The sequence below is a fragment of the Sphingomonas sp. Sphisp66 genome, from assembly GCF_047324325.1.
In the GTDB taxonomy this organism is placed as follows: Bacteria; Pseudomonadota; Alphaproteobacteria; order Sphingomonadales; family Sphingomonadaceae; genus Sphingomonas.
In genome coordinates, this window is sequence record NZ_CP168508.1 from 2,708,891 (window position 1) to 2,724,424 (window position 15,534).

Sequence of the window (15,534 nt, forward strand, 5' to 3'; positions counted from 1 at the left end):
GCTTGCCGGGACTCAGGCTACGCAGGTCAAAAGCCGATGTAAAGGATTACATCGCTCGACATGACGGTGTAACGAGTTACATCGATGTCAATGCCGACCATCATCCAGGTCGCCGCGATGGCGGGCGTCTCCACGGCCACCGTCTCGCGCGTGCTGACCCATCCCGACCGCGTTGCCGAGGTGACTCGCCTGCGCGTGCTCGCGGTGGTCGATTCGCTGGGCTACAAGCCGAACGTCGCGGCGAGGACGCTCCGAACGCTCCGCGCCGCCAAGATTCTCGTGACGGTCCCGGACATCTCCAATCCCTTCTTCGCCAGCGTGATACGCGGCGCCGAGGAAGCGGCGCGCGATGCCGGATATGCGGTCGTCGTCGGCGACACGCGGCACGATCCTTCGATCGAGGACCAGTATGCCGACATGCTCTCCAGCCGCGAGGTCGATGGGCTAGTGTTCCTCGGGCATCGCCTGCCGGACAATCTGCGTCCCATGATCTCGAAGCAGGGCGCCCGCGCCCCGGTGGTCAATGGCTGCGAGTACAGCCCCGACATCGGCGTGCCGAGCGTGCACATCGACAATGCCGCCGCCGGCTGCGACGCGCTCGAGCATCTCGTCAGGCTCAGGCACCGCGACATCGGCCTCGTCACCGGCCCGCATGTCAGCCCGATCAGCCGCGACCGTCTCGCCGGCGCGATGCAGGCGGCCGCGCGCCATGGCCTTCGCGACCGGCTGCAGGTCCGCGTCGGCGATTATTCCGCCCAGTCCGCTGCCGGCCATGTCCCGGATCTGATCGCACAGGGGGTGACCGGGCTGTTCTGCTTCAGCGACGAAATGGCGATGGGCGCGATCAGCGCAATCCGCCAGGCAGGCCTCAGCTGCCCGGACGATATTTCGGTGGTCGGCTTCGACGACCTGCCGCTCGCCCGCTTCTTCCAGCCCGGCCTCACCACCATCGCCCAGCCCAAGGGGCGCATCGGACACCAGGCAGTCGAGCTGCTCGTGAACATTTTGCGCGGCGGCGAAAGTCTGGTGAGCCAGATTACCCTGCCCCACGAACTCGTCATCCGGTCCAGCACGCGGGCAATCGGCTAGGCGCGCGGGCGGCGCGATACCAAGGTATATGGGAGACCATGGTGCAATAGCCGCGCCTACGCCTGCGGACCCATAGTCCCGGCCGCGGGCACTCTCCTTCTTCCTGTCCGCACCCTGACATTTCGGGAGGCTGTGCGGGGATCCCTGACAGGCTCCAGCAACCAGTGGAGCATGATCATGCCTGAATCCCGTTCCTCGCTCGGCCGCCGCCAGTTTCTGCTCACTTCCGCCGCGGTAGGCGCCGCTGGCGCAGTGATGCCGCTCGCCGCGCATGCCGCCCAGGTCCCCGCCCCGGTCGCGACTGCGACGCTTTCCACTGCCAGGGCCGCATCCAGCGTCTCTGCCGCGACCCTCGCCGGCGCCGCGCTGATCGGCACCGTCGCCCCGGCCGGCTCGGACGACGACGCCAGCATCCGTCCCTTCCATTACCGGGCGAAGGACGAGGAATTGGCCGATCTCCGGCGCCGGGTCCTGGCGACCAGATGGCCGAGCAAGGAAGTCGTGACCGATACCACGCAGGGCGTGCAGCTCGCGACGATCGAGAAGCTCGCGCGCTACTGGGCGACCAGCCACGACTGGCGCAAGCTCGAGGCGCGGCTCGACAAGCTGCCCCAGTTCGTCACGCGCATCGACGGGGTCGACATCCACTTCATCCACGTGAAGTCGAAGCACCCGAACGCGCTGCCAGTGATCGTCACCCATGGCTGGCCGGGCTCGATCATCGAGCAGATGAAGATCATCGGCCCACTCACCGATCCCACCGCGTTCGGCGGCACCGCAGCGGACGCGTTCGACGTGGTGATCCCCTCACTCCCCGGCCATGGCTTCTCGGGTAAGCCGACCGTGCTCGGCTGGGATCCGATCCGCATCGCCAAGGCCTGGGCAGTGCTGATGCAGCGCCTCGGCTATACCCGCTACGTCGCGCAGGGCGGCGACTGGGGCAATGCGGTGACCGAGCAGCTGGCACTGCTCACCCCGCCGGGTCTGCTCGGCATCCACACCAACATGCCAGCGACCATTCCCGACGAGATCGCCGCCGCGCTCGCTTCCGGCAACAAGCCCGCCAACCTGTCGGCCGACGAGACCTACGCCTGGGACCAGCTCGACTTCTTCTACAAGCACGGCCTCGCCTATGCCCAGGAGATGGGCAACCGCCCGCAGACGCTCTACGCTATCGAGGACTCGCCCGTCGGCCTCGCCGCCTGGATGCTCGACCATGACGCGCGCAGCTATGACCTGATCGCCCGTGTGTTCGACGGCGCGACCGAGGGCCTCACCCGCGACGACATCCTCGACAACGTCACGCTCTACTGGCTGACCAACACCGCGGTCTCCTCGGCGCGGCTCTATTGGGAGAGCAAGCTCGCCTTCTTCGCGCCCAAGCACGTGCCGCTGCCGACCGCAGTGAGCGCCTTCCCGGACGAGATCTACACGGCCCCGAAGAGCTGGACCGAGCGCGCCTATCCCAAGCTGATCCACTACAAGCGCATGCCCAAGGGCGGGCATTTCGCCGCCTGGGAACAGCCCAAGGCCTTTACCGAGGAACTGCGCGAAAGCTTCCGGCCTCTCCGCTGAGCCCAGCACCGGAAGCTGCGGGAGCGCCGATCCCCAGAGGCGCTCCCGCCCTCTCCGGATGGGGAGAGGGAGAAGGCCTAGACGATTTCGAACACCTCATAGACCGGCCCGGCCGCGCGGCGATGGCCGGTTCCCACGGCGATAACGCGGTTCAGCCATTCGTAGCGTGGTGCCGAGGTCGCGAAGCTGGCGGTGATGCGGAAATAATAGGAGTCCGGATCGACTTCCTCGCCCCGCGCGATCGCAGCGAGCACTTCGGCCGGGCCGTGGCGGATGCCGGCATAGGTCATCGCGATCAGCGCATCGTCGTCGGTCTGCAGCACCACCCGCGCATCGAGCAGCACCGCGCCATCGCCGCGCAGGGTCTGCCAGTCGGTCCCGCCCGGCAGCACCACCCCGGATAGCCGATCGCCGGCGAAGCGCCCCGAGGGCAGATCGCCGATCCGCCGCTCGGCGCCCGGCGGGCCACCGGCGAGATGGAGTCCGTCCACCGCCACCTCGAGCGTGAACAGGGGTCGCGTGCGGATCATCTCAGCCTCCGTGCCAGGAATTCGCGGATCAGCACCGCGCAGTCTTCGAGCTTCTCGTCGAGCGCGAAATGGCCCGCGTCGAGGATATGCACCTCCGCATCGGGCACGTCGCGCAGATAGGCATAGGCACCTGCAACCGCGAAGGACGGGTCATAGCGTCCCCACAGCACGAGCAGCGGCGGCCGGTGCGCACGCAGCCAGGCCTGCCATGCCGGGTAGGACGCGACATTGGTGCGATAATCGTAGAACAGGCCCGCCTGGGTCCGCCGCTGCCCCGGCCGGGCGAGGAACGCCGCCTCATCGGTCCAGCTGTCGGGATCATAGCGCTCGGGCGACGGGCTGGTGCCGAGATGCCGCTGCCGCGCGCCCTCGAGCGAGGTGAAGGCGCCGATCACCACTTCCTCATGCGCCACCCGATCGCGCCAATAGGCCCGGCGGGATTCCCAGAGCGGCCCGAGCCCCTCGTCATGCGCCACGGCGTTCTGGATGAGGATCGCGCGCACCCGTTCTGGCCGCCGCAGCGCCAGCCGCATGCCGATCGGCCCGCCATAATCCTGCTGGAGCAGCGCGTAGCGCCTGATTCCCAGCGCATCGGCCAGCCCCTCGACCAGCTCGGCGAGCCGGTCGAAGGTATAGGCGAACGCGTCGGGCGACGGCGCGTCGCTGTGCCCGAAGCCTGGATAGTCGGGCGCGATCAGCCGGTAGCGGTCGGCAAGCAGCGGGATCAGCCGCGCCCACATCCGCGAGGAGGATGGATAGCCGTGAAGCATCAGGATCACCGGCGCGTCCGGCGGCCCGGCCTCGCGGTAGAAGAGCCGCAGCCCCGCCACCGTGGCGAAGCGATAGGCGGTGCCGGCCGGGCGGAAGGGCGGAGTCATGCCCGCGCCCTAGCCCTTCCCTGCCAGTTTCGCGCGATATTCGAGCACGGGCAGCCCGCCCCAGCCCCAATTCTCGACATCGACTTCCTCGATCACCACCCAGGTCCATTCGAGCGGCTTGCCCAGCACGTCGAGCAGCACCTGGCTCATCCCCTTGTGGATGGCCGCCTTCTCCTTGGGCGTCAGGCGGTCCGTGTCCGGCGTGGAGCCTTCGCGGGTAAGTTGCACGGTCACGATCGGCATCGCGCTACTCCCCCTCAGGCCCCGGCCGCCTGGCCGCCATCGACATGGAGGGTTTCGCCGGTGACGAAGCCGGCATCCTCCAGATAGAGCACCGCGCCGATGATGTCGGCGATGTCGCCCATCCGCCCGACCGGATGCAGCGCGGCGAGCGCGTCGTGCGTCTCCGGCGCGTGCATCGGGGTGCGGATCACGCCCGGCGAGACCGCGTTCACCCGGATGCCGCGCTTGGCATATTCGATCGCCAGGCTGCGCGTCGCCGCGTCGATCCCGCCCTTGCTCAGCGAAGCGAGCACCGAGGGCACCCTGGAGCTCGGCGCGCGAACCAGGCTGGTGGTGATGCTGACGACATGCCCGCCGCCCCGCTTCGCCATCGCCGCGACCGCCGCCTGGGTAGTGAAGTGGAAGCCGGTCAGGTTGGTCGCGACCACCCGGGCATAGTCTTCCGGCGTATAGTCGATGAACGGCTTCGCGACGAAGATGCCGGCATTGTTGACCAGCGTGTCCACCCGCCCGAACCGCGCCAGCGCCTCGGCGACCACGCGCGGCCCGGTCTCCGGATCGCCGATGTCGCCCGCCACGCTCAGCAGCGCGGGATCGTCGGAGGGCCGGATCGTGCGCGAGGTGGCGACGACCCGGTAGCCGCGCGCCAGAAAGGCGGCGACCAGCCCCGCCCCGATGCCCTGCGACGCGCCGGTGACGATGGCGACTTTCTGCTCATGCTCCATGGGAAGACCTCATCTGTGGAAGGTCCTCCGGATATCGGCGGGGTCGGTTCACCCGCCATTGTCCGATGGTGTCGCCAATACCATGGTCCAATGGAATCCGGCGGGGTCGAGCTGCAGATCGGGGGTGCGCCGGAACGCTTTCCGCCGCCCCCAGGAACCCGATCGATGCATAGTCTCCTCACCGAAGCCCTTGCCGCGCATGGCGGCCTCGAGCGCTGGCGCCGCTATCAGACCCTGTCCGCCACGATCGTCACCGGTGGCGCCTTCTGGGGGATGAAGGGGCTGGTCCAGGACAGCGATCCGCGCCGGATCACCGTGACGCTCGACCATGAATGGGCGACCCTCGCCCCCTTCGGCGCCCCGGACTGGCGCAGCGTGTTCCGCCCCGACCGGATCGCGATCTGCGACAGCAGCGACCGGGTGGTTGCCGAGCGCACCGATCCCCGCGCCGCCTTTGCCGGCCATGCGATCGACACGCCCTGGGACCCGCTCCACCGCGCCTATTTCAACGGCTATGCGCTGTGGACCTATCTCACCACGCCCTTCCTGCTCGCCGAACCCGATGTCGGGATCGAGGACATCGCCCCGATCGAGGCCGGCGGCGAGACTTGGCGCGGGCTGCGCGCCACCTTCCCCACGCGGATCGCCTCGCACAGTACGCAGCAGGACTTCTATTTCGGCCCCGACGGCCTGCTCGCCCGCCACGACTATCATGTCGATGTCGCCGGCGGCTTCGCAGGGGCGCACCTCGTCTCGGATTTCGTCGAGGTTTCCGGCTTCCGCTTCCCCACCCGCCGCCGTGCCTATCGCCGCGGCGATAACGGCGCGCCGCTTCTCGACCCGGTCATGGTCTCGATCGACCTGTCCGACTTCGCCCTCGCCTGACCGTCTAGGAGCCAGCCCGATGACCCAGCCCCGCATCGCCATCATCCTGAGCACCACCCGCGCCACCCGCTTCGCCGATATCCCGGCTCGCTGGCTCCTCGATCATGCTGCGGCGCGCGGCGACATGAATGTCGAGCTGCTCGACCTGCGCGACTATCCGATGCCCTTCTTCGACGAGGCCGCCTCCAACGCCTGGGTGCCCTCGCAGGACGAAATCGCCCAGGCCTGGCAGCGCAAGGTCGCCGGGTATGACGGCTATATCTTCGTCACCGCCGAATATAACCGGAGCATCCCCGCGGTGCTCAAGAACGCGCTCGACTATGCCTATCCCGAATGGAACCGGAAGCCGGCCGCCTTTCTCGGCTATGGCAGCGTCGGCGGCGCGCGGGCGGTGGAGCAGTTGCGGCTGATCTGCGTCGAGCTCCAGATGGCGCCTACCCGCAACGGCGTGCACCTGCAGGGTGCCGACTTCCTCGCGGCCTGGCAGCAAGGCAAGCCGCTCGCCGAGCTGCCCTATCTCGCGCCCAATGCCGCGACGATGCTCGACGAGCTGCACTGGTGGGCAACCGCCCTCTCCCGCGCCCGGGCAGAGACAGCCTGATCCATGTTGATTTGCTCCGATATGGACTAAAACCCCTTCTCTACACTATGTGCCGGATGAGACCGCTGCTCTTGGGGATCGGGCATGCTGGCATCCGTCACGTTATCCGTGTTTGCGTTAACATCGCCCGGTCTCGAAGCGTCCGCACCGGCGCGCGGGGAAGGCTATGCCTTTCCGGTCGACATCCTCAGCGGCCCGCTCGACGGCGCGCTGCAGGATCTCGCCCGCCAGACCGGGATCGAGCTGCTGTTCGATCGCGCCATGCTGCGCGGCATGCGTGCACCGCGGCTCAAGGGCCGGATGACGATCGACACGGCGCTGCGCTCGCTGCTCGGCCAGACCGACCTCGTCCACCGCCGTGCCTCCACTGGTGCCTGGGTCGTCGAGCGCCGCCCCCTGCCCGAAGCCGCGCCGCCCGAGGAGCTTGCCGAGCCCGAGATCCTGGTGGTCGGCCGCAAGACCCAGAATCTCGACATCCGCCGGCGCGAGAACGACGTCCAGCCCTATCAGGTCTCGACGCGTCCCCAGATCGTCAACGCGCACCGCAACGATCTCGAGCAATATTTTCGCAGCCGGGTCAGCGCCAACACGCAGATGTTCCCGAGCAGCTACGGACAGACCGGCGGGACCAACTCCCAGATCGACCTTCGCGGCCTGGGCACCGATCAGACGCTGATCCTGGTAGATGGCCGCCGCCTGCCTGGCATTCCGGCAAGCTCGATGGGCTTCACTCAGCCCGACCTGAATTCCATTCCCTTCCACGCGATCGAACGCATCGAGACGCTTACCGGCACGGCCGGCGGCATCTACGGCTTTGGCGCGCTGGGCGGTGTGGTCAACGTCGTGCTGCGGCGGGACCTGCACGGCCTCGAGCTCCATGGCACCACCGGGATCAGCACCCGGGGCGATGCCCGCCGAGTCAACCTGGAGGGCGGTTTCGCCTTCTCGCCGGACGATGGCGACACCAGTGTCAGCATCTACGTCGCGCATCGCTGGGAAGAGGCGCTACTCGAGGGCCAGCGCAACTATGCCCTGGCGGCCCGCAAGTTCGTCGATACGATGCTGCCTGGGGAATTCTCAGGGTCAGGCACCCGTCTTTTCAGCAATTCGATCAACGTGTTCCGGCTGTTCAGCGAAGAGCCCCTGACCTTCAAGCCGGAATATGGCGGCGCCACCATCGCCAACCATACCTATCTGCCCCGGGGCTTCTCGGGGAGCAGCGCGGACATGGTCGCAGCGCTCACCCGGGCATCGGGCAAGACCGATCTCAGCTTGTCCGATGAGCGCAACGCCAGCGATCAGGGATCCACGCCCACCACCAGCTCGGCGATGTTCAACCTGCGCCATCGGTTCGGCAGCGGGATAGAGGCCTATTTCGACGTGCTGCTGCTGCGCAATGAGGGGCGGTTCGACGGCCAGACCTCCGATGGGCAGGTGATGTTCTCACCGGCTTCACCGTACAACCCCTTCGACAATTATATCGCGCTGACCTTCCCGGGGCCGGCCGCGCCGCAGCGATACCGAATCAACCTGGCGAGCGATCGCTACACGGCCGGCCTGATCGTGCCCCTGCCCCGCCGCTGGAGTGCAACTGCCGAAGCCACGTTCGGCGCTGTCCGCTACCGGTCGAAGGGCGGGACGAAGGGCTATTTCCCCTATCTCGGGATCGTGGACGACAGCAGCTTCAATCCCTTTGGCGACTGGGACGCGCTGCAACGCGATCTTGCCAAGCTTACGCTCAGCTCGGCCGCGGAGCAGCGGTCGCACAGCCGCTATCGCGAACAGTCGCTGCGGCTCGCCGGCCCGGTCTGGCGCACCGCCGCCGGCCCCACCACTCTCACGCTTCTCCTCCAGAACCGGATCGAAGACGTCCCCGGATTCAGCATCGAGTATTTGGCCGACCTCTATGGCCCGGAACCGCTCTATTCCGACTATGCTTCCCGGACGAGCGTCACGCGCTCGCTCCACGGGGAAATCAAAGCCCCCCTGATCGCCGCGGACGCGCCGATACCGCTGCTCAAGGGCCTCGAGCTGCAACTCGCCGCCCGCTATGACGATCAGCGCTTCCGCTTCTCGATCGAACCCGACGAACCGGATTCGGAGCGCCGGCGTGCCCGGTTCCGCGCGCTTGCCTTCACTGCCGGTGCGAAGGTCCTTCCCTTCCCCTGGCTGATGCTGCGCGGCAGCTATGCGAACGGACAGCAACCGCCGCCGCTCGATTACCTCATCGAGTTTTCCTATACTTCAGGCCGCTACAGCCTCGCCGATCCCAAGCGGGGCAACCGCTGGGACCTCAGCGACAATGGCGACTATCTGGCCCGGTTGTCGGGCAATCCCGACCTGAAGGCGATCCGGGCCAACACATGGGCGCTCGGCATGGTCCTCAATCCCGCCGCCGAGCGCGGTCCGCGCCTGTCGTTCGACTATTCGCGCATCCGCAGGACCGGCGACCTGGTCGAGCTGTACGAATCGGTCATCCTGGCACACGAAGACGCCTGGCCCGAGCGCGTCACCCGGCTGCCCCTCACCGATGCCGACCGGGCGCTCGGCTATACCGGCGGCCTGATCACCATGGTCGATTCCCGGGTGATGAACGCGGGCACGCTCGACGTGGAATCGATCGACGTCAAATTCGACTGGATCCTGCCTTTGGCGGGCGGAACGCTGCGCGGCTATGCGAATGGCACCTGGCAGATGCGCAACACGCGGACCGAACCGTTCGACACGCCCGAGAATCTCGTGGGCTATCGCGGCGGCCCGCTGCGCCGGCGCGCCAATGGCGGGGCGGAGTGGACGATCGGCCGCTCGTTGATCGGCGCGAACCTACAGTATTTCAGCCGCTACCAGGTCGCCCCATCGCAAAAACTGGAATGCTGCGCCACCGGCACGGTGCGCCTGCAGGGATCACGCTATGTACCGGCGCAGACGTATGTGGATATCTATGCCAGCCGGCGCTTCAGCCTGCCCGGGCTGGGCAAGGAAAATGCGTTCAGCGTCGACCTGGGCATCGTCAACCTCTTCGACCGCCGGCCGCCCTATGACGCAGTGAACGCCTTCTACGGCAACGTGCAGAATTACAGCCCCTATGGCGATCCGCGCCGGCGCCGGGTCGAGATCGGGCTCAACGCGAACTTCTAGAGCGCCTCGCCGTCGCCGGAGAGATAGGCGAGCGCATCCGCCATCCGCACCAGGTCGGCGAGCGTGCGGACGCCCATCTTGCGCATCACCGCGCCGCGATGCGCCTTCACCGTGATCTCGCTGATCCCCAGCTCGCCGGCGACCTGCTTGTTGAGCAGGCCCTGGGTGACGAGCGCCATCACCTGGCGCTCGCGCTCGGTGAGCCGGGCATGCGCGGCGCGCAGCGCGGTGCAGTCCACCGCCAGCCGCCGCCGCGCCCGGTCCATCGCGATCGCAATGGCGATCACGTCGAGCAGGTCCTGGTCGCGCGGCGGCACGTCGAAGAACTCGATCGCGCCGGCCTTCATCGCCAGCACCGCAGTGCGCACATCGGCGCGCTCGGCAGCGACGATCACCGGCGGCAGCGCCTCGGGCAGCACGCGGCGGGCCAGCAACTCGAGCTCGGTCGAGGGCAAATGGCGGACATGGATGAGCAGGCAGGCCGGCGCGTCGGGCAGCGCCGCCTCGGCAAAGGCGTGGACGCTGGCATGGATGCACGCCTCGATCCCCGTGGAGCGGCACAGCTCGGCCAGCCGCGTGGCGGCAGCGCTGTCGTGGTGCACGATATGCGCGATCGCATGCGGGTCCTGCGCGGCGGGGTTCGGCCGCACCCGTGCCAGCGGGATGCCGGCGCTGCCCAGGAAGAGCGGCCGCTCGAAGCGGCAGCTGTCGTACGAAGCGAGCGTGGCGGTCATTGGGGTGCCCTCCGAAATTCCCGCCAAAGACGCAGCGAAATCGGAAACCCACATCTCGATCCGAAAATTATTTTCGCGCGAGCTCGATTTCGCCGACGCGGCGGATCACCCGCAGCCCGTGCAGCTCGGCGACGGTGCGGGCGAAGCGCTCCGGCTCACCCGCGCGGAACTGGCCCGAGACCCGCAGCGCCGCGACAGCGGGATCGCGGATGACGACGCGCACGGCCGCATTGCGGTTGATCTCCGCCACCGCCTGGCCGAGGGGCACGTCGTTGAGATCGACGAGCCCCTGGCTCCAGGCTGGCGTCTCCACCGGCGCCGGCACCATCGCGACCGAAACCGCGCCGTCACGTTCGGTGAAGCGCTGGCCTGGCATCAGCGTCACGGCATCGCCCTTGCCCATCGGCTCGACCGCGACCTTGCCGCGGATCAGCATCACCTTGAGCATGTCGTCGTCCAGATCGACGACGAAGCGCGTGCCGAGCGCCACCACGCGGCGGCTGGCGGCCATCACGCTGAAGGGGCGCGAGGGATCATGGGCGACCTCGAACAGCGCCCGCCCGCGCACCAGCCGGATCGCGCGGCCATCGCCCGAGAAGCGCGCCTCGGCGACGCTGCCCGCATCGAGCGTCATCACGCTGCCATCGGCCAGGGTGACGTCGCGCACCTGCCGGTCCGGCGCCGCGTAGCGCGTCCAGGCTATCTCCTGCACCGCCGGCCCGCTTCCGCCCGGCAGGAAGGACGGCATCCACCACAGGCCCGCCGTGACCAGCAGGAACATCGCAGCCGCCACCGCCGCGAGCTGCGGCCAGCCGAGCCAGCTCCGCCGCCGGGGCGCCAGCGCATGCGCGCGCATCGCTGCGAGGATCTCGTCGTCGGCGCTCGCGTCGAACGCATCCCAGCCACGCTCGGCCAGTCCGAAGGCGCGGGCGTGCGCCGGATCCGCCGCCAGCCAGTCGGCCAGCAGCCCCTCCTCCTGCGCTGTCAGCCCCTCGGCCCGGCGCACCGCGAGCAGTGCGGCGGCCTCGTCCAGCGGCATGGCCTGGAGCCGTGCCAGGGTCAGCGCCTCATGCACCATCGCGCTTCTCCATCTCCGCGCTCAGGTGCCGCATCGCGCGGACCATGTGCTTCTCCACTGCGCTGATCGAGATGCCGAGATGCCGGGCGATCTCGGCATGGCGCTGTCCCTCGAGCCTGCGCAGCACGAACACGGTGCGGGTCCTCTCGGGCAGCGAGAGCAAGGCCGCGGTGACGGCGTGGAGGTCTTCCCTGCCGCTCAGCACGCGTTCGGGATCGAGTTCGTCGTCGCCCATGCGATCGCTATCGAGCACCACGTGCAGGTCGCTCCGCCGCACCGCGCGGCGCCGCGCGCGGTCGGCCAGCACGCTCGCCGCGGTGCGCAGGACATAGCCGCCGAGATGGCCGACCGACTCCTCGCTGTCGCGCGCCACGATCCGGGTGAAGACGTCCTGCACCAGGTCCTCTACCTCGTCATCGTCGCGGACGCGGCGCCGGAAATAGCCGGTCAGCCAGCGGCGCACCGGCCCGGCTTCCCGGGCCAGCGTCTCGCGGCTGGTCTGATCCTGCGGCTTTCTCCCCATTCCGGAGCATTGTCTCACAATCACCTTAGGGTCGCCAATAGCCGCAGCTAATATCGCGCCGCGCCGAAGATCAACGGGCCGGCCCGAAACCCGATACCAAGGTCCAATCGGCACCATCGTCCAATAGCCCGGCCCGGCCCGCGGCGCGCACTATCCGGGACATCGGCAGGACATCCGCAATCGCCGGCCGGAGAGATGCGCGTCCTCCGGCGTGCGCTCGCATGTCTTCGCTCCTGACCGTCAACGCAGTCGTACCCTAGCTAAGGAGATCCTCGGATGACCCGCCTGCCCCTGACCGCGGCGCTGCTCGCGCTCGCCCCTCTCGCCGCCGCCCGGGCCCAGCAGGCCGGCGAGCCCGGCACGCCCTATGCGAACATGAACCATCTCGCCCCGATCGGTGTGCGCACCGATCGCTATCTGCCCGTGCTCGACGCCGCCAAGGGCCCGCCGGTCGATCCGGCCAGGGGTTACCGCACCGAGGATCTCGGCGGCGGTGCGTACATGGTAACCGACAATGGCTACAACTCGATGTTCGTGGTGTACGAAACCGGCGTAGTCGTGGTCGACGCGCCACCCTCCTATGCCGCGCACCTCCTCGCCGCGATCCGCGAGGTGACCGACAAGCCGGTCACCCATCTGATCTACAGCCATTCGCATGCCGATCACATCGGCGGCACCCTCGCGCTCGGCAAGGTCCCCGTGATCATCGCGCAGGAGGAGACGAAACGCCTGCTTGTCGAGGCGCACGATCCCAACCGCCCGCTGCCCACGCTCACCTTCAAGGACCGTTACACGCTCAAGGCAGGCAGCAAGACGATCCAGCTCAGCTATCCCGGCTATGGCCATTCGCCGGGCAACATCCTGATCCACGTACCGAGCGCCAGGGTGCTGATGGTGATCGACACCGTCTTCCCCGGCTGGATGCCCTGGCGCCGCCTGGCGCTGGCGCAGGACATCACCGGCCTGTTCCGGATCATGCAGGAGATCGATGGGCTGGACTTCGGCAAGCTGGTCGGCGGCCATGTCGAGCGCTGGGGCACCAAGGCGGACGTCCGCCAGCAGCTCGAGTTCATGAACGACCTCAAGGCCGCCGCGGCCACCGCGCTCAAGACCACCAGGCCCGGCGAAGAGCTGGACAGTGCCGACAAGGCCAATCCCTGGGCGATATTCGACAATTATATCGACCGTGTCGTCGTCCAGTGCATGAACACGCTCGAACCGAAATGGCGCGACCGGCTGGGCGGCTATGACGCGTTCATCTGGGACCAATGCTACGCGATGGAGCAGAGCCTGCGCATCGACTGATCCGGTTAGGGCCCGCTCGCGAAGAGCGGGCCCTAACCGTCATGCGCCCGGATCGAGCGCGACATATTTCCCCAGTTCCATCTCGACCGGCGAGCGCGTCTGCAGCCCCGCCCGCACCAGCGCCGCCGAACGCTCCCGCGCCGCCGGCCGCTGCACCGTCTCGAAATAGGCGGCGAGCGATTGCGGAAACACTGCGTCCTCGGGCAGCGACACCGCGTCCACCAGCTTCTTGGCCGAAGCGATCGCCTGCTTGTCGAACCCCGCGAGCCGGCGGGCGAAGCGATCGACGAAGGCATCCAGCTCGGCATCGGGCAGTGCCCGGTTCACATAGCCATAGCGTTCGGCGAGCAGCCCGGGGAAATCGTCCGCGCCCAGCACCACTTCCAGTGCGCGGCCCCGCCCCATCAACCCGGCCAGCCGCGCCATCGGATTGCCGCCCGGCACCACGCCCACGCCCATCTCGAACTGGCCGAGGATCGCCTTCTCGGCACTGGCGAAGCGCATGTCGCAGGCCAGCGCGAACTCGCTGCCTGCGCCTCGCGCCCGGCCCCGGATCATCGCGATGGACGCAACCGGTGCCCGGGCGATGCGCACCAGCACGTCGAGCCAGGGGTGCATCCCCGTCGGCCCTGGCGCCATCGCAGCGGTCCGCGCCTTGTCGGCCAGCACGTCGTAATGGGCGAGGAAGAAGTCGGTGTCCGCGCTGTCGAACACGATCACCCGCACCTCGGGATCGGTCTCGAGCGCGCCGATCAACTCGGCCAGTTCCCCGATCGTGTCGGGATCGATCAGGTTGATCGGCGGATGGTCGAAGGTCGCGCGCCAGAGCCCGGGCGCCGGGCGCTGCAGCTGGATCTGCTTTGGCATGACATGGCTCCTCGAAGCACCCGCAAGGGTGCGGGAGCCGCCTTCAAGCCAGAGCCGCCTGCCAGTCGCCATTGCACCATGGTGTCGTGAGACCATCGTCCAATAGCTCCGGCGCCGCTCCGGGCCGACCTTGCCCCGGCCACCCCCAACCGGAGCATCTTCCATGACCGACAATGAGATCGTGAGCTCGAGCTTCTCCGCAATCGTCAACGCGCCGTTTGAGAAGATCGACCTGCCGACCTGGGCCTTCACCCTGCCCGACGCCGAATATCAGGGCTGCTCGCCCGCCCATGTCGCCGCCGGCTTCACCACCGCGCCCGACGGCACCCGCATGTCGATCAATGTCGAGATCATCGGCGGCAGCCTGATGGTCCAGCATTATGTCGAGACGCTCGCCGAGAAGGATCACCTGATTCTCGAATCCGTCTCCGACGTGTTCACCCCGAACGGCCGCACGACCATCCATGTCCATTGGGAGCTCAGCGTGAAGGCGATCGACAGCGGCCGCTGCGAGTTCACCAACCATGTCCGCTCGCGCGCCACCGACGCGATGCTGACGCTGCTCGACAAGCAGGGCATCCCGTTCGAGGTGTTCAGGGCGCAACGCCAGCCCATGTCGATCGCCCACAACCAGGGCGAGACCCCTCTGTTCGCCGCCAGCATCGAGCGCTTCGCGCGCCGCACCGCCTGAAGGGAGCGATCGCATGACTCCCGATTATCCCAGGGGCGCAACCGGACTGGTGCTGGTCGATCCCTATAACGACTTCCTGTCCGAAGGCGGGAAGGTCTGGCCGCGCGTACAGGCGATTGCCGAAGCGAACGGCCTGATCGCCAACCTCAAGGCGATCGCCGACACGGTGCGTGGCGCCGGCATGCGGGTCTTCTACGCCCCGCATCGCCGCTGGGAGCCGGGCGATTACGAGGATTGGGCGCACCCCAATCCCACCCAGCGCGCGATCATGCACCGCCACAGCTTCGCCCGCGGCGAATGGGGTGGCGACTGGCACCCGGACTTCGTTCCCCAGCCGGGCGACGTCATCGCCAAGGAGCATTGGGCGCAGAGCGGCTTCGCCAACACCGATCTCGACCAGCAGCTGCGCCAGCACGGCATCAGCCATGTCATCCTGATCGGCCTGCTCGCCAATACCTGCATCGAATCGACCGGCCGCTACGCCATGGAGATCGGCTATCACGTCACCCTGGTCCGCGATGCCACGGCTGCCTTCTCCGAGGAGATGATGCACGCCGCTCATGCGCTGAACGGGCCAACCTATGCCCATGCGATCCTGAGCACGGCGGAGTTGCTCGAAGCGCTGTCGCGGTAGCGGGTAGCCCCCTTTCAGACAAAAGCGCGCGGCGGGGG

At 67.9% G+C, this 15,534-nt stretch carries 16 protein-coding genes; 8 read left to right on the forward strand and 8 right to left on the reverse strand.

Annotated features, from left to right (window positions below):
• The first annotated feature begins 90 nt into the window (after positions 1 to 90).
• Positions 91 to 1,089 (forward strand): LacI family DNA-binding transcriptional regulator, encoded by a 999-nt coding sequence (locus tag ACEN8G_RS12665; protein ID WP_413414430.1) that lies wholly within the window; start codon positions 91 to 93, stop codon positions 1,087 to 1,089.
• A 177-nt stretch (positions 1,090 to 1,266) separates the two neighbouring features.
• Positions 1,267 to 2,664: an epoxide hydrolase family protein gene (locus tag ACEN8G_RS12670; protein ID WP_413414431.1), complete on the forward strand. Its 1,398-nt coding sequence runs from the start codon at positions 1,267 to 1,269 to the stop codon at positions 2,662 to 2,664.
• Positions 2,665 to 2,741: 77 nt separating this feature from the next.
• On the opposite strand, the gene ACEN8G_RS12675 is transcribed toward ACEN8G_RS12670, so the two are convergent.
• The 4 genes from ACEN8G_RS12675 to ACEN8G_RS12690 are packed head-to-tail and all read right to left on the reverse strand — an operon-like array spanning position 2,742 to position 5,040.
• Positions 2,742 to 3,194 carry a DUF3237 domain-containing protein gene (locus ACEN8G_RS12675; protein WP_413414432.1) on the reverse strand — a complete coding sequence of 151 codons (453 nt, stop codon included), beginning with the start codon at positions 3,192 to 3,194 and terminating at the stop codon, positions 2,742 to 2,744.
• On the reverse strand, positions 3,191 to 4,072 hold the full coding sequence (locus ACEN8G_RS12680; RefSeq protein WP_413414433.1) for an alpha/beta fold hydrolase: 882 nt from the start codon (positions 4,070 to 4,072) through the stop codon (positions 3,191 to 3,193). The genes ACEN8G_RS12675 and ACEN8G_RS12680 overlap by 4 nt, the downstream gene beginning before the upstream one ends.
• 9 nt (positions 4,073 to 4,081) lie before the next feature.
• Complete coding sequence (locus ACEN8G_RS12685) at positions 4,082 to 4,315, reverse strand: tautomerase family protein (RefSeq protein WP_413414434.1); 234 nt, start codon at positions 4,313 to 4,315, stop codon at positions 4,082 to 4,084.
• Between the two features lie 14 nt (positions 4,316 to 4,329).
• The gene (locus ACEN8G_RS12690) at positions 4,330 to 5,040 is read right to left on the reverse strand and encodes an SDR family NAD(P)-dependent oxidoreductase (RefSeq protein ID WP_413414435.1); all 711 of its coding nucleotides are present in this window, start codon (positions 5,038 to 5,040) and stop codon (positions 4,330 to 4,332) included.
• A 165-nt stretch (positions 5,041 to 5,205) separates the two neighbouring features.
• Between ACEN8G_RS12690 and ACEN8G_RS12695 the strand changes: the two genes are divergently transcribed.
• From ACEN8G_RS12695 to ACEN8G_RS12705, 3 genes are all read left to right on the forward strand, one after another.
• The gene (locus ACEN8G_RS12695; RefSeq protein WP_413414436.1) at positions 5,206 to 5,925 is read left to right on the forward strand and encodes a hypothetical protein; all 720 of its coding nucleotides are present in this window, start codon (positions 5,206 to 5,208) and stop codon (positions 5,923 to 5,925) included.
• Positions 5,926 to 5,944: 19 nt separating this feature from the next.
• Positions 5,945 to 6,526, forward strand: coding sequence for an NADPH-dependent FMN reductase (locus tag ACEN8G_RS12700; protein ID WP_413414437.1), 582 nt, complete (start codon positions 5,945 to 5,947; stop codon positions 6,524 to 6,526).
• 108 nt (positions 6,527 to 6,634) lie between these two features.
• Positions 6,635 to 9,664: a TonB-dependent receptor domain-containing protein gene (locus ACEN8G_RS12705; protein WP_413414438.1), complete on the forward strand. Its 3,030-nt coding sequence runs from the start codon at positions 6,635 to 6,637 to the stop codon at positions 9,662 to 9,664.
• On the opposite strand, the gene ACEN8G_RS12710 is transcribed toward ACEN8G_RS12705, so the two are convergent.
• From ACEN8G_RS12710 to ACEN8G_RS12720, 3 genes are all read right to left on the reverse strand, one after another.
• Positions 9,661 to 10,398: a response regulator transcription factor gene (locus tag ACEN8G_RS12710; RefSeq protein WP_413414439.1), complete on the reverse strand. Its 738-nt coding sequence runs from the start codon at positions 10,396 to 10,398 to the stop codon at positions 9,661 to 9,663. The two genes, ACEN8G_RS12705 and ACEN8G_RS12710, sit on opposite strands and share 4 nt — an antisense overlap.
• A gap of 67 nt (positions 10,399 to 10,465) precedes the next feature.
• Positions 10,466 to 11,476, reverse strand: coding sequence for a FecR family protein (locus tag ACEN8G_RS12715; protein WP_413414440.1), 1,011 nt, complete (start codon positions 11,474 to 11,476; stop codon positions 10,466 to 10,468).
• Entirely contained in the window at positions 11,466 to 11,999 is a 534-nt protein-coding gene (locus tag ACEN8G_RS12720) for an RNA polymerase sigma factor (protein WP_413414441.1), read from the reverse strand. Before ACEN8G_RS12720 ends, ACEN8G_RS12715 begins: the two co-directional genes overlap by 11 nt.
• Positions 12,000 to 12,275: 276 nt before the next feature.
• Between ACEN8G_RS12720 and ACEN8G_RS12725 the strand changes: the two genes are divergently transcribed.
• Complete coding sequence (locus tag ACEN8G_RS12725; RefSeq protein WP_413414442.1) at positions 12,276 to 13,304, forward strand: MBL fold metallo-hydrolase; 1,029 nt, start codon at positions 12,276 to 12,278, stop codon at positions 13,302 to 13,304.
• Between the two features lie 39 nt (positions 13,305 to 13,343).
• On the opposite strand, the gene ACEN8G_RS12730 is transcribed toward ACEN8G_RS12725, so the two are convergent.
• Positions 13,344 to 14,171 (reverse strand): enoyl-CoA hydratase/isomerase family protein, encoded by an 828-nt coding sequence (locus ACEN8G_RS12730; RefSeq protein WP_413414443.1) that lies wholly within the window; start codon positions 14,169 to 14,171, stop codon positions 13,344 to 13,346.
• Positions 14,172 to 14,334: 163 nt separating this feature from the next.
• Between ACEN8G_RS12730 and ACEN8G_RS12735 the strand changes: the two genes are divergently transcribed.
• The gene (locus ACEN8G_RS12735) at positions 14,335 to 14,862 is read left to right on the forward strand and encodes a hypothetical protein (RefSeq protein ID WP_413414444.1); all 528 of its coding nucleotides are present in this window, start codon (positions 14,335 to 14,337) and stop codon (positions 14,860 to 14,862) included.
• 13 nt (positions 14,863 to 14,875) lie between these two features.
• Positions 14,876 to 15,496 carry a cysteine hydrolase family protein gene (locus ACEN8G_RS12740; protein WP_413414445.1) on the forward strand — a complete coding sequence of 207 codons (621 nt, stop codon included), beginning with the start codon at positions 14,876 to 14,878 and terminating at the stop codon, positions 15,494 to 15,496.
• The last annotated feature ends 38 nt before the right edge of the window (positions 15,497 to 15,534 follow it).

Excerpts from the sequence above, each read along its gene's own strand:
- ACEN8G_RS12675 (WP_413414432.1), bottom strand. The coding sequence starts at position 3,194 with ATGATCCGCACGCGACCCCTGTTCACGCTCGAGGTGGCGGTGGACGGA.
- ACEN8G_RS12700 (WP_413414437.1), top strand. The coding sequence starts at position 5,945 with ATGACCCAGCCCCGCATCGCCATCATCCTGAGCACCACCCGCGCCACC.
- ACEN8G_RS12665 (WP_413414430.1), top strand. The coding sequence starts at position 91 with ATGCCGACCATCATCCAGGTCGCCGCGATGGCGGGCGTCTCCACGGCC.
- ACEN8G_RS12740 (WP_413414445.1), top strand. The coding sequence starts at position 14,876 with ATGACTCCCGATTATCCCAGGGGCGCAACCGGACTGGTGCTGGTCGAT.
- ACEN8G_RS12680 (WP_413414433.1), bottom strand. The coding sequence starts at position 4,072 with ATGACTCCGCCCTTCCGCCCGGCCGGCACCGCCTATCGCTTCGCCACG.
- ACEN8G_RS12715 (WP_413414440.1), bottom strand. The coding sequence starts at position 11,476 with ATGGTGCATGAGGCGCTGACCCTGGCACGGCTCCAGGCCATGCCGCTG.
- ACEN8G_RS12725 (WP_413414442.1), top strand. The coding sequence starts at position 12,276 with ATGACCCGCCTGCCCCTGACCGCGGCGCTGCTCGCGCTCGCCCCTCTC.
- ACEN8G_RS12735 (WP_413414444.1), top strand. The coding sequence starts at position 14,335 with ATGACCGACAATGAGATCGTGAGCTCGAGCTTCTCCGCAATCGTCAAC.
- ACEN8G_RS12710 (WP_413414439.1), bottom strand. The coding sequence starts at position 10,398 with ATGACCGCCACGCTCGCTTCGTACGACAGCTGCCGCTTCGAGCGGCCG.
- ACEN8G_RS12730 (WP_413414443.1), bottom strand. The coding sequence starts at position 14,171 with ATGCCAAAGCAGATCCAGCTGCAGCGCCCGGCGCCCGGGCTCTGGCGC.
- ACEN8G_RS12685 (WP_413414434.1), bottom strand. The coding sequence starts at position 4,315 with ATGCCGATCGTGACCGTGCAACTTACCCGCGAAGGCTCCACGCCGGAC.
- ACEN8G_RS12690 (WP_413414435.1), bottom strand. The coding sequence starts at position 5,040 with ATGGAGCATGAGCAGAAAGTCGCCATCGTCACCGGCGCGTCGCAGGGC.
- ACEN8G_RS12720 (WP_413414441.1), bottom strand. The coding sequence starts at position 11,999 with ATGGGGAGAAAGCCGCAGGATCAGACCAGCCGCGAGACGCTGGCCCGG.
- ACEN8G_RS12670 (WP_413414431.1), top strand. The coding sequence starts at position 1,267 with ATGCCTGAATCCCGTTCCTCGCTCGGCCGCCGCCAGTTTCTGCTCACT.
- ACEN8G_RS12695 (WP_413414436.1), top strand. The coding sequence starts at position 5,206 with ATGCATAGTCTCCTCACCGAAGCCCTTGCCGCGCATGGCGGCCTCGAG.